The sequence below is a fragment of the Acidovorax sp. LjRoot129 genome, from assembly GCF_964253765.1.
Taxonomy (GTDB): domain Bacteria; phylum Pseudomonadota; class Gammaproteobacteria; order Burkholderiales; family Burkholderiaceae_C; genus Acidovorax.
The window spans coordinates 5,344,527-5,358,260 of record NZ_CAXUSE020000001.1 but is presented as its reverse complement, the minus strand read 5'-3'; the positions used below and the strand labels follow the sequence as shown (position 1 = coordinate 5,358,260).

11 protein-coding genes are annotated in these 13,734 nt (G+C 66.7%); 9 read left to right on the top strand and 2 right to left on the bottom strand.

From position 1 onward, the window contains the following. Nucleotides 1-489 precede the first annotated feature (489 nt). From rpmH to ACSQ3Q_RS24475, 7 genes are all read left to right on the top strand, one after another. Nucleotides 490-624, top strand: coding sequence for a 50S ribosomal protein L34 (gene rpmH, locus ACSQ3Q_RS24505; protein WP_005798102.1), 135 nt, complete (start codon nt 490-492; stop codon nt 622-624). Nucleotides 625-687: 63 nt separating this feature from the next. Then, on the top strand, nt 688-1,236 hold the full coding sequence (locus ACSQ3Q_RS24500) for a ribonuclease P protein component (protein ID WP_436136904.1): 549 nt from the start codon (nt 688-690) through the stop codon (nt 1,234-1,236). Beyond that, the gene (gene yidD / locus ACSQ3Q_RS24495) at nt 1,233-1,535 is read left to right on the top strand and encodes a membrane protein insertion efficiency factor YidD (protein WP_436137070.1); all 303 of its coding nucleotides are present in this window, start codon (nt 1,233-1,235) and stop codon (nt 1,533-1,535) included. Before ACSQ3Q_RS24500 ends, yidD begins: the two co-directional genes overlap by 4 nt. Beyond that, complete coding sequence (gene yidC / locus ACSQ3Q_RS24490; RefSeq protein ID WP_436136903.1) at nt 1,532-3,241, top strand: membrane protein insertase YidC; 1,710 nt, start codon at nt 1,532-1,534, stop codon at nt 3,239-3,241. Before yidD ends, yidC begins: the two co-directional genes overlap by 4 nt. 164 nt (nt 3,242-3,405) lie before the next feature. Further along, nucleotides 3,406-4,851, top strand: coding sequence for a tRNA uridine-5-carboxymethylaminomethyl(34) synthesis GTPase MnmE (gene mnmE, locus ACSQ3Q_RS24485; protein WP_436136902.1), 1,446 nt, complete (start codon nt 3,406-3,408; stop codon nt 4,849-4,851). Between the two features lie 172 nt (nt 4,852-5,023). Further along, nucleotides 5,024-5,515, top strand: a complete 492-nt coding sequence (locus tag ACSQ3Q_RS24480) for a Crp/Fnr family transcriptional regulator (RefSeq protein WP_436136901.1) — start codon at nt 5,024-5,026, stop codon at nt 5,513-5,515. Nucleotides 5,516-5,626: 111 nt separating this feature from the next. Continuing rightward, complete coding sequence (locus ACSQ3Q_RS24475) at nt 5,627-6,589, top strand: hypothetical protein (protein ID WP_436136900.1); 963 nt, start codon at nt 5,627-5,629, stop codon at nt 6,587-6,589. Nucleotides 6,590-6,651: 62 nt separating this feature from the next. Here the strand turns inward: ACSQ3Q_RS24475 and ACSQ3Q_RS24470 are convergent, their stop codons facing one another. Beyond that, nucleotides 6,652-7,206 (bottom strand): adenine phosphoribosyltransferase, encoded by a 555-nt coding sequence (locus ACSQ3Q_RS24470; protein ID WP_436136899.1) that lies wholly within the window; start codon nt 7,204-7,206, stop codon nt 6,652-6,654. A 219-nt stretch (nt 7,207-7,425) separates the two neighbouring features. Between ACSQ3Q_RS24470 and ACSQ3Q_RS24465 the strand changes: the two genes are divergently transcribed. Beyond that, nucleotides 7,426-10,479, top strand: a complete 3,054-nt coding sequence (locus tag ACSQ3Q_RS24465; RefSeq protein WP_436136898.1) for an EAL domain-containing protein — start codon at nt 7,426-7,428, stop codon at nt 10,477-10,479. A 123-nt stretch (nt 10,480-10,602) separates the two neighbouring features. On the opposite strand, the gene ACSQ3Q_RS24460 is transcribed toward ACSQ3Q_RS24465, so the two are convergent. Further along, nucleotides 10,603-12,588: a monovalent cation:proton antiporter-2 (CPA2) family protein gene (locus ACSQ3Q_RS24460; RefSeq protein ID WP_436136897.1), complete on the bottom strand. Its 1,986-nt coding sequence runs from the start codon at nt 12,586-12,588 to the stop codon at nt 10,603-10,605. Between the two features lie 127 nt (nt 12,589-12,715). Between ACSQ3Q_RS24460 and ACSQ3Q_RS24455 the strand changes: the two genes are divergently transcribed. Beyond that, on the top strand, nt 12,716-13,717 hold the full coding sequence (locus ACSQ3Q_RS24455) for a KpsF/GutQ family sugar-phosphate isomerase (protein WP_436136896.1): 1,002 nt from the start codon (nt 12,716-12,718) through the stop codon (nt 13,715-13,717). The last annotated feature ends 17 nt before the right edge of the window (nt 13,718-13,734 follow it).

Here is a 13,734-nt window from a genome sequence, read left to right as displayed (position 1 = left end):
GCCCTGACCGGCGTCTGAGCCTTGGGATGGGTGGGGACTGCGGGAGGGTTCCTCGGTCATTTCTGGGGAATTCTAGTTGTGGATAGAGGAACGGGTTGGGCCGGGGATTGTAGCTCGCTCAAAGAGTTATCCACAATTTGCGGACAGGCTGCGGCCAGGGATTTTCAGGGTGGATGTCCGACGGTAGGCATAAGCTGCGGTCACTGTGCCTGCTCCTATAAACAATCAAGAACGTGTCCCAAGTTGGGCCGCGCTGGGCGGCCCCATACCGGCTGAATAAGGCCCGCCGTGCCGAAAGGCATTGCCAGCACCCGGCAAGCCTGCGATAATTTTGGGTTTCCCTGAATGTGTTCAGGGTGATTTGACCCGGCGCGCCTTAAATTGCGCCCCGCCGGTCTGCCGCCAAAGTGCTGTTTCGATAGCTCAGCGGGCGCAGGCTGCAGGGGGCTTAAGAGCAGCATCCGGAACTGAACCTCAAGGAATAGCATCATGAAACGCACTTACCAACCCTCCAAGACGCGCCGCGCACGCACCCACGGTTTCCTCGTCCGCATGAAGACCCGCGGCGGCCGTGCCGTGATCAACGCACGCCGCGCCAAGGGCCGCAAGCGCCTGGCCGTCTAAGGCCGACAAGGTCTTGGGCCTGCACCCCGGTTTGCACCGTCAGGTACCAAACGGGGCGCTTGCATGCAACGGCTGAAAACCCGTCCGCAGTTCCAGGCCGCCATGGCGGGGGGCACGATCTCCCGCACAGCGCACTTTGTGCTGCACCGCCTGGTGCTGGATGCCGAAAGCAACGTTGCTACCGCGGACCCGCCAGCCAGTGTGGCACCCACAGGGCCCGGCTCCTTGCCTCCAGTGCAAGGGCCGCAGGCCCTGTTTGCCGTTCAAAGCGGTGTCTGGCTGGGTGCCATGGTGCCCAAGCGCTGGGCGCGCCGCGCTGTAACCCGCAACACCATCAAGCGGCAGATTTACACAGTGGGCTCCACCTTTGAGGCGCGGCTTGAACAGGTCGCGCCGCAGTCTGCCCATGTGGTGCGTCTGCGTTCGGCCTTTGACCGCAAGCAGTTCGTGAGCGCCACGTCCGACCAGCTCAAGCAAGCCGTGCGCACCGAACTGCTGCAACTGTTTGGCCATGCGACGCGGCGGGCAGGTGCGGCGGCGGCCACGTCTGCAGCTGCATCGACTGCGCCGCTCTCACCCACGCCCCAGGCCAAGGTGCCCGCGCCGTGCTGATGCAGCGCCTGCTCATCGGCGTGGTCAAGGGCTATCGGCTGTTCCTCAGCCCCTGGCTGGGGTCCGCCTGCCGGTTCGAGCCCACCTGCTCGGTCTATTCCCTCCAGGCGCTCGAATTGCACGGCGCCGCCCGGGGAAGTTACCTCACGGTGCGCAGGCTGGTACGCTGCCACCCCTGGTGTGACGGGGGCCACGATCCGGTTCCTCCGGGCCCCCATGAAATGCCGCGCAGCCTGCGGTTGTTTTCGCGGCTCTCTGATTCCAACACCCAACCATCCTCACCAAAGAAGTCTTCATGAACGACATTCGCCGCACCATCCTGTGGGTGATTTTTGGCTTTTCCATGGTTCTGCTGTGGGACAAGTGGCAACTGCACAACGGCAACAAGGCCACCTTTTTCCCCAGCGCCACCGAGGTAGCTGCCCCTGCACCTGCTGCCAATGCATCCGGCGCGGCGGGCGCGGCCAGTGTGCCGTCGTCCACGGCCCCTGTGGCAGCCGCAGGCGCCCAAGGTGCCTCGGCGGTCCCAGGCCAGCCTGCACCTGCAGCGGCCCCCGCATCCCGCGAGCGCGTGGAGGTGAAGACCGACCTGTACCGCCTGACATTCGACAGCGAAGGCGGCTCGCTCACCCATGCCGAGCTGCTCCAGCACGCCGACATGGACGACAAGAAGCGCAACTTCCTGCTGCTCGACGAAAGCGCCCAGCGTGTCTACGTGGCACAGACCGGGCTGATCGGCGGCAACTTCCCCACGCACAAGACGGCAATGACGGCTGTGCCAGGCGCCCGCGAGCTCAAGGATGGCGAGGATGAGATCAGCGTCCGCTTCGAGTCGCCCGACCAAGGTGGCCTGAAGCTGGCCAAGACCTGGACGATCAAGCGCGGCTCTTACGACATCGCCGTGAAGCACGAAGTGGTCAACACAGGTAGCGCCGCGGTCTCGCCACAGCTGTACTTCCAGCTGGTGCGCGACGGCAACAAGCCGCCGGGCGAGTCGTCGTTCTATTCCACCTTCACCGGCCCCGCGGTCTACACCGAAGCCAAGAAGTACCAGAAGGTCGAGTTCAAGGACATCGAAGGCGGCAAGGTCGACATCCCCAAGGATTCGCCCAACGGCTACGTGGCCATGGTGCAGCATTACTTCGCCACCGCCTGGCTGCTGGCCGACGGCACGCAGCGTGAACTGTTCACGCGCAAGGTCGACACCAACCTGTATTCCGTGGGCATGCTCACCTCGCTGGGCGCCATCGAGCCCGGCAAGAGCAAGACCGTGGATGCGCGCCTGTTCGCTGGCCCGCAGGTCGAGACCATGATGGAAAAGCTGTACCCCGGCCTGGAACTGGTCAAGGACTACGGCTGGCTCACCATCCTGTCCAAGCCGCTGTACTGGTTGCTGGACCAGCTGCACAAGCTGTTGAACAACTGGGGCTGGTCCATCGTGGCCCTGGTGCTGCTGCTCAAGATCGCGTTCTACTGGCTCAATGCCAAGGCGTACGCGAGCATGGCCAAGATGAAGTCGGTGAATCCGAAGATCATGGAAATGCGCGAGCGCCTCAAGGACAAGCCGCAGCAGATGCAGCAGGAGATGATGCGCATCTACCGCGAGGAGAAGGTCAACCCGATGGGCGGCTGCTTCCCCATCATGATCCAGATCCCCGTGTTCATCGCGCTGTACTGGGTGCTGTTGTCCAGCGTGGAAATGCGCAACGCGCCGTGGATCGGCTGGATCCGCGACCTGTCCGCACCGGATCCGTTTTTCATCCTGCCGCTGCTGATGACCCTTTCGTCGCTGCTGCAGACGGCGCTGAACCCCGCGCCGCCAGACCCGATGCAAGCCAAGATGATGTGGTTCATGCCGCTGATCTTCAGCGTGATGTTCTTTTTCTTCCCGGCCGGCCTGGTGCTGTACTGGCTGACCAACAATATCTTGTCGATCGCGCAGCAGTGGCTTATCAACACCCGGATGGGCGTGCCACCGCAGTTCAACTTGCCAAGCTTCAAGTGACGTCGAGTCGCTGAGACAGCACGAATCCCGAAGGCCGCGCAAGCGGCCTTTTTTCATCGCGCCGCCGCCGCAGAACGAAGGCAACGCCCCCTGAGGAGACCGCGTCCGCGCCGAGTGCGCGCGAATGCCTTTCTCGCTTTTCTTCACCTTGTACAGTCGCCACCATGCTTGCCCGCCACCACGACCCCATCGTTGCTATCGCCACTGCCCCCGGGCGCGGAGCTGTCGGCATCGTGCGGGTGTCGGGGCGGGGGCTGGTGGCGTTGGCGCAGGCGCTGTGCGGCCGCGCTCTGCGGCCCCGAGAGGCCACCTACCTGCCCTTTCGTGATGCAGGGGGCCAAGCCATCGACCAGGGGCTGGCGCTGTTCTTCCCCGGCCCGCACAGCTACACCGGCGAGGACGTGCTGGAGCTCCAGGCCCACGGCGGCCCGGTGGTGCTGCAGCTCTTGCTGGCCCGTTGCCTGGAGGCGGGTGCGTCCACCCACCCCGCCACCGGCAAGCCTTGCCTGCCCGGTTTGCGTGTGGCGCAACCGGGCGAGTTCACCGAACGTGCGTTCCTCAACGACAAGATCGACCTGGCCCAGGCCGAGGCGATTGCCGATCTGATCGACGCCAGCACAGAGGCCGCGGCGCGCAGCGCCAGCCGGTCGCTCACCGGCGCGTTCTCGGCCGAAATCCATGGCCTGCGCGATGCGCTTATTCACCTGCGTATGCTGGTGGAGGCCACGCTGGACTTCCCTGAAGAAGAAATTGACTTCCTGCGCAAGGCGGATGCGCACGGACAGCTATCAAAACTGCAGCAAACGCTGGCGTCCGTGATGCAGCGCGCACGCCAGGGCGCGCTTCTGCGCGAGGGCATCAAGGTGGTCATCGCGGGCCAGCCCAACGCGGGCAAGAGCTCGCTGCTCAACGCGCTGGCGGGGGCCGAGCTGGCCATCGTCACCCCCATTGCGGGCACCACGCGCGACAAGGTGCAGCAGACGATACAGATTGAAGGCGTGCCGCTGCACATCATCGACACCGCCGGCCTGCGCGACAGCGACGACGAGGTGGAGCGCATCGGCATTGCCCGCGCCTGGGACGAGATCGCCGGCGCCGACGCCGTGCTGTTCCTGCACGATCTGGAGCGGGTCAATGCTCCTGAATACATAGCGGCAGAGGCAGATATAGCAAGCGCGCTGGCCTTAAAACTGCCCAAAACCATCCCTGTTATCGACGTCTGGAACAAGCTGGACCGCGCCGCGCTGCCCGCACCGGGCGGGCTGGGTGGGCCGGTTGAGCAGGACGGCAGCGCCAGGCCCGGCGTACGCCTCTCGGCCCGCACCGGCGAAGGTCTGGACCGCCTGCGCCGGGCTCTGTTGGATGTGGCGGGCTGGCAGTCCGCACCGGAAGGCATCTACATCGCGCGCGCCCGGCACGTGGAGGCGCTGCAGACCGTCGGCACCCACCTGGGGGAAGCCGCCGACCAGCTCACCGCCCAAGGCCCCGCGCTCGATCTGCTGGCGGAGGAGCTGCGCCTGGCGCAGAACGCGTTGAGCGCGATCACCGGGGAATTCACCTCGGACGACCTTTTGGGCGTGATCTTCTCGAGCTTCTGCATCGGCAAGTGATCGGGGCCACCCACGGCCCGGGAAAAATGCGCCCAAAGGCCTTCCCACTGGCCCTGTAAATAGGCTCTCGAACTCCGGCCACTAGCCGCATGCGCCCGTCTGTCCCGAATGTTGTAAACGGACGTAAACAGCGCTTGTGTCGAAACTGTAACAAGGGTACTTTCGGCGCACCATGAACGTACCCGCGCCCGTTGTTTCCAAGGTGGACCTGCAAGGTCTGATCGATGCCATCGCCCAGGCCAGTGCCGATGACAGCATGACCAACCCCCTCACGTCGGCGCAGTGGGACATCCTTTCGTCCTACCTGCTGCCGGTGGTCATGCCCGCCGGGCAGGTGCTCTTCACCCAGGGCGCCACCGACCGCACGCTGTACCTGGTGGAAAGCGGCAGTTTGAGCGTGCATTACCAGGACGAGAAAGAGCGCTTGCGCCTGGCCATCGTGGGCCCGGGGTCTGTGGTGGGCGAGGGGGCTTTTTTCTCGCACCGCGCGCGCAGTGCCACGGTGCAGGCCAGCGCACCCACCAAACTATGGAGCTTGCCGGCCTTGCGGTTCACCGAGCTGACCAACCGCCAGCCCGCCATTGCGCTCGGCCTGGTGATGGCGGCAGGTGCCGTACTGGCCAAGCGCCTGGGCAATCGCCGCCGCCGCGTTGCGGCAACCTGACAGACAGCACCGGGCGCAGGCGGCCTGCGGGCTTTTGCGGGGCAAGATGGGGTGTACAGCAAGTTACACTCAAATTGGATTTTCCCGGCGCCGTCCCGTAGAAAGCAAGCCATGTCCCTGTTCAGTTGGTTCAGCCGCAAGCCCGCCCCCCCCAAACCCCGGCCCATGGCCGAACAACCCTCGGGCCTGTTGAATGCCGACGCCACGGTGCCGCTGGCTCCAGGACGCCCCGGCAGGCCGATGGCCGACGCCCTGCCACCCGAGCACGCCGCCAACCGCAAGAACGAGCGCATGGAGCGCCGCGAGCTGCTCTACACCGTGGTGCGCGATGCCATGGTGCGCGCCGGCGTGCTGTCAGCCAGCTACAAATTCAAGGTGCTTTCGCTGGACCAGCGGGGGCGACAGTTCCTGGTGATGATGGACCTGGCGCGTGAATACGGCGGCGAGACTGTGCGCCTGTCCGAGATCGAGGCGCTGATCGCCCAGACCGCCAAGACACGCTACGACATCCTGGTGACCGCCGTGTACTGGCGCATCAACGACCACGTGGCAGTCGGCATCCCCCAGAAGGGCGTGGCACCCCAAGGTGCGTCGCTGCAGGGTACACCCCCGCTGGCCCGCCGGCCGCTGCCGGCCGCCGCAGCGCCCGCGCCAGTGGCAACCCCCGTGGCGGCCCCAGTCCGTCCCGCCGCACCGGTGCCGGTGGCTGCGGCCCCCGCGCCAGCGGCGCTGCGTCCGCCTGTCGCGGCCCCGGTGAGAGCGCCAGTGGCCGCCCCGGCTGCCCCAGTTTCCGCGCCGGCCGCTCCCCTGGCTCCGGCGGCCGCACCGCGCGCCGCGCCGCGCTACGAACCCATCGAGGCCGACGAGGTGGCTGCGTTCAAGCGTGCCCTGGCCACGGCCGCAGGGTCTGCCGCGGCAGCACCCGCTGCAGCGGCCAAACCCGGCGTGCCCGTCCGCTCGGGCCCGCTGTTGCCACCCTCTTCTCAGTCCACGGGCTTCGAGGACACCGAGATGCCCGGTTCCGACAGCCCGGCGCCCGACCTCAGCAGCACGCAGTACGGCGAATTGAACTGAGGGGCGCACCGAGCGGCGCCCCCGCTGCACGAAGCGCGCGGTGACCCGGGCGCTTTGTCCGCTCAGTGGCCGGCAAAGTCCACCAGCGTGTACAGCGGCAGACCCGATTCGCGCAGGCGCTGTGATCCGCCCAACTCGGGCAGGTCCACGATCGCCGCGCCTTCGGTCACGGTGGCGCCCAGCTTTTCCAGCAGCCTTCGGCCTGCCATCATGGTGCCGCCGGTGGCGATCAGGTCGTCGATGAGCAGCACGCGGTCGCCCGCCTTCACCGCATCGGTGTGCAACTCCACCGTCGCACTCCCATACTCGAGCTCGTAGGTCTCCTCCACCGTCGTGAACGGCAGCTTGCCCTTTTTGCGGATCGGCACGAAACCCACATTGAGCTCATACGCGACCACTGCGCCCAGGATGAACCCGCGCGCGTCCAGGCCCGCCACGACGTCCGGGCGCAGCGCCTTGTCCATGTACCGGTGTACAAACGCGTCGATCAACACGCGAAAGACCTTGGGGTCTTGCAGCAGCGGGGTGATGTCGCGGAACTGCACGCCCGGCGCGGGCCAGTCGGGCACCGTACGGATGTGCTGGCGAAGGTATTCGTTGACGCTGAGTGGCTGCATGGCAATGAAGTGAGGGAGGGGCCGCGAGCGGCCGTAAGTGGCGAAACGCGGCGCACAAAAAGGGGTCTTTCGACGTGCGCCGCTTTGGCGTGGCACAGTGTATAGAGACACGCGTTGGCCTCTGTGGGACAGGCGCTGCGGTGCCGACCCCTCATAATGTTTCAGTGCTGTTACATCTTCTGTGCTGTCGCTCCTGATTCAATCCCCTGCTGATCGGCCATGTCCACCTCCATTTTGCTGATCGAAAGTGACGCGCAACACGCGCAGGCAGTGGCCGAGGCGCTGGCCGATCCCTGGTCTGGCTGGCGCGTGGATGTGGTCACGTCGCTGGCGAGCGCACGGGAGCACCTTGCGCGGGACCGTCCCGACATCGTCCTTGCTGCACAGCGCACGGTGGATGGCTCCGCCTTCGATCTGCTGCGCCTGCTCAGTGGCATCCCGGTGATGATCATCGTGCGCATGGGGGCCGAGACGCACGCGGCCCAGGCCATGCGCTATGGCTTTGATGACTTTGCAGTGCAGGACCCGGCGCTCGAATACCTGCTCTCGCTGCCCGCGCAGATCGACTCCGTGCTTGAGCGCAGCTCCAGCGCACGGGCGCGCCTGGCGGCCGAGGCGAAGTTGGCGCGGCAGCACCGCCTGCTGCAGGCGATCTCGCTGGCCCAGGCGATGTTCATCGCGAGCTCCGGGCCCCGGGCTGCATTCGAGGCCCTGCTCAAGGAGCTGATGGAGCTCACCCAAAGCGAATTCGGCATCGTCGGCCAAGTGCAGCGCGCGGCCGATGGGCACCCCTACCTGCGCGTGCACGCGATGACCGACATCAGCTGGGATGCCGAGTCCAAGGCGCTTTACGACCTGCACGCCGAAGAAGGCATGGTGTTCGACAACATGCATTCGCTGGTGGGCGCCGCGCTGGTGTCGGGCGAGCCCGTGCTCAGCAACGATGCAGGCCACGACGCGCGCAGCGCCGGCACGCCCCGAGGGCATCCGCCGCTGCGCACCTACCTGGGGCTTCCCATCCACGCCGCCGGCGAGCTGGTGGCCATGGTCGGCCTGGCCAACCGCAGTGAAGGCTATTCGCCCGCGGACGTGGAATTTCTGCAGCCCCTGTTGAATACCGTGGGCCAGCTTGAGATGGCGCGCCGCGCAGAGCTGGCCCGCCGTGCCGTCGAGGCCGAACTGGAGCGCACCAGCGCCCTGCTGGCTGACAAAACCCGCGCGCTCGAGGGCACGCTGGCCAGCGTGTCGCAAGGCATCACCAATGTCGATGTCGACGGACGGATCCGCGTCTACAACCGGCGTTACCTGGAGCTGCTGGACCTGCCTGAAGCCCTGCTCGCCAGCCAGCCGAAAGTGGAAGACGTGGTGCGGTTTCAAACCGAGCGCGGCGATTTCGGCACCGAGTTCCAGCTCATCGAGTCCGCGGCGCGCGGCTACGTCGCGGCCGAATACTCCTCGCACGGCGGCAAGCTCACCATGCCGGATGCCTATGTGCGGCGCACCCGCACCGGCCGCTACATCGAGGTGCGCACCCGTCGCCTGGAGCCGGGCGGTCGCGTGCGCACATTCACCGACGTCACCGACTACCTGAGCACGCTGGAGGCCCTGCGGCTGAGCGAATCCCGCTGGCGCAGCCTCACGCAGCTGTCGTCCGACGGGTACTGGGAGCAGGACGCGGAGTTTCGTTTTGTGCGGCTCGATGGCAACCCGTACCGCGAAGTCGGCGTGCCCGAGGACATGCACTACGGCCGCACACGCTGGGAGCTGCCCAACACCGTGGTGAGCGAAGCCCAGTGGCGCGAGCACCGCAGGCAGCTGGAGGCGCACGAGGTCTTTCACGACTTTGAGATGCAGCGCTTTGCCGAGGACGGCCGGCCCGTGTGGGTGTCCATCAGCGGCGAGCCCATCTTTGACGGCGAAGGGCGGTTGACCGGCTACCGCGGCGTGGCGCGCGACATCACCGAGCGCAAGCTGGCCGAGGCAGAAATCCAGCGCCTGGCGTTCTACGACGAGCTCACGGGCCTGCCCAACCGGCGGCTGCTGATGGATCGGCTGGAACTCGCCGCGAACACCTGCGCGCGCGAGGGCAGCCATGGGGCCTTGTTGTTCCTCGATCTGGACAATTTCAAGGGCGTCAACGACACCATGGGCCACGACTGGGGCGACCAGCTGCTGGTGCAGGTGGGCGGACGCATCAGCGCCAGCGTGCGCGCCACCGACTCGGTAGCGCGCCTGGGGGGCGACGAATTCGTCGTGGTGGTCCAGAGCCTGGACACCGATGTGCAGGCCGCGGCCGCCGAAGCCGAAGCCGTCGCGCAAAAAGTGCTGGCCGCGCTGAACCAGCCGTATGTGGTGCAGGGCAGCGAGGTGCACAGCACGCCCAGCATCGGCATTGCGCTGTTTCGCGATGTGCAGCTGCCGGTGCAAGAGCTGCTCAAGCGCGCAGACCTCGCCATGTACCAAGCCAAGGCGCAGGGGCGCAACACGCTGTGCTTTTTTGACCCGGCCATGCAGGCTGCGGCGTCGGCCCGCTCGGCGCTGGAAGGCGATTTGCGCCAGGGCATCGTGCGCAGCGAATTCCTGATGCACTACCAGCCGGTGGTGGACCAGGCCGGCCAGGTGCTGGGCGCCGAGGCCCTGGTGCGCTGGAAACATCCGCAGCGCGGCATGGTGTCGCCGGGCGACTTCATTCCGCTGGCGGAGCAGACCGGGCTCATCCTGCCGCTGGGCCGGCAGGTGCTGGCCATGGCCTGTGGCCAGCTGGCGCGCTGGGCCGCCGCGCCGCAGACCGCGCACTGGAGCGTGGCCGTGAACGTGAGCGCGCAAGAGTTCCGCCAGGCCGACTTCGTGCAAGAGGTGCTCGGCGTGCTGGGCGCCTGTGGTGCCGACCCGCGCCGGCTCAAGCTCGAGCTGACCGAAAGCCTGCTGCTGCACGACGTGGAGGACAGCATCCTCAAGATGCAGGCACTGCGTGCGCACGGCGTGGGCTTCTCGCTTGACGACTTCGGCACGGGCTACTCGTCGCTCAGCTACCTCAAGCGCCTGCCGCTGGACCAGCTCAAGATCGACCAGAGCTTTGTGCGCGACGTGCTCACCGACCCCAACGACGCCACCATCGCCTGCACCATCATCACGCTGGCCCACAGCCTGGGGCTCGATGTGGTGGCCGAGGGCGTGGAGACCGAAGGGCAGCACGCCTTTCTGCTGCGCAACGGCTGCCAGCGGTTCCAGGGCTATCTCTTCGGACGGCCTGGACCGGCAGAGCTGCTCTAGTTTGCTATTAAATTCATAGCTTAAAGCGCTTATTGGACAAGCGCTAGAGCCTAATTTTGTTCAATTTTTTGCTCGGCGCGACTTTGTGGGACGCGGTGCCGCCGCTGATGGGGTCACCCCGCCTTATCCGCGCAGCAGCTTGTCCTCCGCCAGGATCAGCGCGGCAGGCTGGCCCGAGAGCACCAGGGTGTCGCCCGCAGCCAGCAGCGCCCCGTCCACCGCCGAGCTCATGTGGCCGTTGCTGCGGCGCAGGTTGACCACGCGCACGCCCATGGCCGACAGCGCCAGCTGCCCCAGGCTTTGGCCCAGCGCCGTGGCGCCGGGGGGCAGGCTGATGGTGAACAGGCGCTCCTGGTCGCGCTCGTTGGCCGTGTCATCGTCCGCACCGTGGAAGTATCCGCGCAGCAGGTTGTAGCGCGCATCGCGCTGGTCCTGCACCAGGCGCAGCACGCGGCGCATGGGCACGCCCACCAGCGCCAGCGCGTGGCTGGCCAACATCAGCGATCCCTCGATGGCCTCGGGCACGACCTCGGTCGCGCCAGCGGCCTGCAGTTTGTCGAGGTTTGCGTCGTCTTGCGTGCGCACCACCACCGGCACCTGCGGCGCGTGGGACCGCGTGTTGGCCAGCACCTTCAGGGCGGCGGGCACGTCGATGTAGGTCACGGCCACGGCGCTGGCGCGCACCAGGCCGGCGGCCATCAGCGCCTGCAGCCGGGTGGCGTCGCCATACACCACCGAGTCGCCAGCGGCAGCGGCCTGGCGCACGCGGTCCGGGTCCAGGTCGAGCGCCATGTAGGGGATGCCTTCCTGCTCCAGCATGCGCGCCAGATTCTGGCCGCATCGGCCGTAGCCGCAGATGATCACGTGCTTGTTGGTGTTGATGGACTTGCGCGCGATGGTCGTCATCTGCAGCGACTGCTGCAGCCAGTCGCTGGCCACCAGCTTCATCACGATGCGGTTGCTGTACATGATGAGGAAGGGCGTGGCCAACATCGACAGCACCATGGCCGCCAGGATGGGGTTCATCAGCGCCGGCTGCACGAGGCCATTGGCCTGTGTGAGCGACAGCAGCACAAAACCGAACTCGCCCGCCTGCGCAAGGTACAGCCCCGTGCGCAGCGAGACGCCGGTGGTGGCCCCCATGCCCCGCGCCAGCACCAGGATGATCACCAGCTTGAGCACCAGCGGCACGGCCAGCAGCCCCAGCACCAGGGCCCAGCGGTCCACCAGGATGTGCCAGTCCAGCATCATGCCGATGGTGATGAAGAACAGGCCCAGCAACACGTCATGGAAAGGCCGGATGTCCGTGCCCACCTGGTGGCGGTATTCGGTCTCGGACACCAGCACGCCCGCGATGAAGGCGCCGAGCGCCAGGCTCAGCCCCGCGATTTCAGTCAACCACGCCAGCCCCAGCGTGATCAGCAGCAGGTTGAGCATGAACAGCTCTTCGCTCTTGCGCCGCGCCACCAGCGTGAGCCACCAGCGCATCAGCCGCTGCCCACCGGTGAGCAAAAGCGCCACCAGGGCCGTGGCCTTGACCAGGGCCCAGCCCAGCGAGGTGAACAGCTGGTCGGGCGAAGAGCCCAGCGCGGGGATCAGCACCAACAGCGGCACCACCGCCAGATCCTGGAACAGCAGGATGCCCATGACCCGGCGCCCGTGCTCGCTTTCCAATTCGGCGCGCTCGGACATCAGCTTGACCACAATGGCCGTGCTGCTCATGGCGGTGACGCCCGCGAGCGCCAGCGCCGTCTGCCAGCCCATGTCCCACACGCCGCCCACAAAGCGCGACAGCAGCAGCGCCACTGCGCCCACTACCGCCATCGTCACCACCACCTGCATCAGCCCCAGGCCAAACACCTCGCGGCGCATGGCGCGCAGCTTGGGCAGGCTGAACTCCAGGCCGATGGCGAACATCAAGAACACCACGCCGAACTCGCCCAGGTGGCGCACGCCCTCGGAGTTCTGCGCCAGCGCCAGCGCATGTGGCCCGATCAGAACCCCTGCGGCCAGATAGCCCAGCATGGGCGGCAGCTTGAGGCTGCGGCAAGTCACCACCCCCAACACGGCGGCCAGCAAATACAGCAGGGTGAGGGCGAGCGAAGACATGGCTTCGATGCTATCCGAGGCTCAGGGTCGGTTCACGCTCTTTTGTGCGGTGGATAGGCCCTGCGCCATGGGCTCCCATCGGCCGCACCGTCGGCGGTGCAGCCTGCCCGGTCGATAGAATCGCCAGATGACTCCCGCCCCGGCCGCGCTGCCCCCTTTTGATGCTGAACAGGCTTTGCGCCTGGCCCGTGAGACCTTTGACATTGAGGCGGCTGCCATTCAGGGACTGAAGGCCCGCGTCGGCGAGCCCTTTGCGCAGGCCGTGCAGGCGATCCTGTCTGTGCAGGGGCGCGTCGTGGTGATGGGCATCGGCAAAAGCGGCCACATCGGGCGCAAGATCGCCGCCACCCTCGCCTCCACCGGAACACCGGCCATGTTCGTGCACCCGGCGGAGGCCAGCCACGGCGACCTGGGCATGATCAAGTCCATTGATATCGTGCTGGCCCTGTCCAACAGTGGAGAGGTGGATGAGGTCACCACCCTCCTGCCCGTTATCAAGCGCCTGGGTGCCACCTTGATTGCGATGACGGGACGGCCGAAATCCACCCTCGCCAAACACGCAGACATCGTGCTGGACAGCGGCGTAGAGCGCGAAGCCTGTCCTTTGCAACTGGCGCCCACTGCCAGCACCACAGCCCAGCTGGCCATGGGCGATGCGCTCGCCGTGGCCCTGCTCGACGCACGCGGTTTCCGGCCCGAAGATTTCGCCCGATCGCACCCCGGCGGCGCGCTGGGCCGCAAGCTGCTCACCCATGTGAGCGACGTGATGCGCACCGGCAGCGAGATCCCGCGCGTCGCGCCCGAGGCGACGTTCAGCGACCTCATGCGCGAGATGAGCGCCAAGGGCCTGGGCGCCTCAGCCATCGTGGACCCGGCAGGCCAGGTGCTGGGCATCTTCACCGACGGCGACCTGCGCCGGCGCATCGAGGCCGGTGCGGACCTGCGCGCTGCCACTGCGGCCGAGGTCATGCACGCGGGGCCGCGCCGCATTGCACCCGACGCTCTCGCGGTGGACGCCGCCGAGATGATGGAAGCCCATGCCATCACCAGCGTGCTGGTGGTGGACGCCGCCGGCGTGCTGGTGGGCGTGGTGCACATTGGCGACCTCATGCGGGCGAAAGTTATATGACCCCCTGTGTCGCTTCG

Coding starts and splice junctions, on each gene's coding strand:
- ACSQ3Q_RS24465 (WP_436136898.1), top strand. CDS start 7,426: ATGTCCACCTCCATTTTGCTGATCGAAAGTGACGCGCAACACGCGCAG.
- ACSQ3Q_RS24480 (WP_436136901.1), top strand. CDS start 5,024: ATGAACGTACCCGCGCCCGTTGTTTCCAAGGTGGACCTGCAAGGTCTG.
- ACSQ3Q_RS24460 (WP_436136897.1), bottom strand. CDS start 12,588: ATGTCTTCGCTCGCCCTCACCCTGCTGTATTTGCTGGCCGCCGTGTTG.
- yidC (WP_436136903.1), top strand. CDS start 1,532: ATGAACGACATTCGCCGCACCATCCTGTGGGTGATTTTTGGCTTTTCC.
- rpmH (WP_005798102.1), top strand. CDS start 490: ATGAAACGCACTTACCAACCCTCCAAGACGCGCCGCGCACGCACCCAC.
- ACSQ3Q_RS24500 (WP_436136904.1), top strand. CDS start 688: ATGCAACGGCTGAAAACCCGTCCGCAGTTCCAGGCCGCCATGGCGGGG.
- ACSQ3Q_RS24455 (WP_436136896.1), top strand. CDS start 12,716: ATGACTCCCGCCCCGGCCGCGCTGCCCCCTTTTGATGCTGAACAGGCT.
- ACSQ3Q_RS24475 (WP_436136900.1), top strand. CDS start 5,627: ATGTCCCTGTTCAGTTGGTTCAGCCGCAAGCCCGCCCCCCCCAAACCC.
- mnmE (WP_436136902.1), top strand. CDS start 3,406: ATGCTTGCCCGCCACCACGACCCCATCGTTGCTATCGCCACTGCCCCC.
- ACSQ3Q_RS24470 (WP_436136899.1), bottom strand. CDS start 7,206: ATGCAGCCACTCAGCGTCAACGAATACCTTCGCCAGCACATCCGTACG.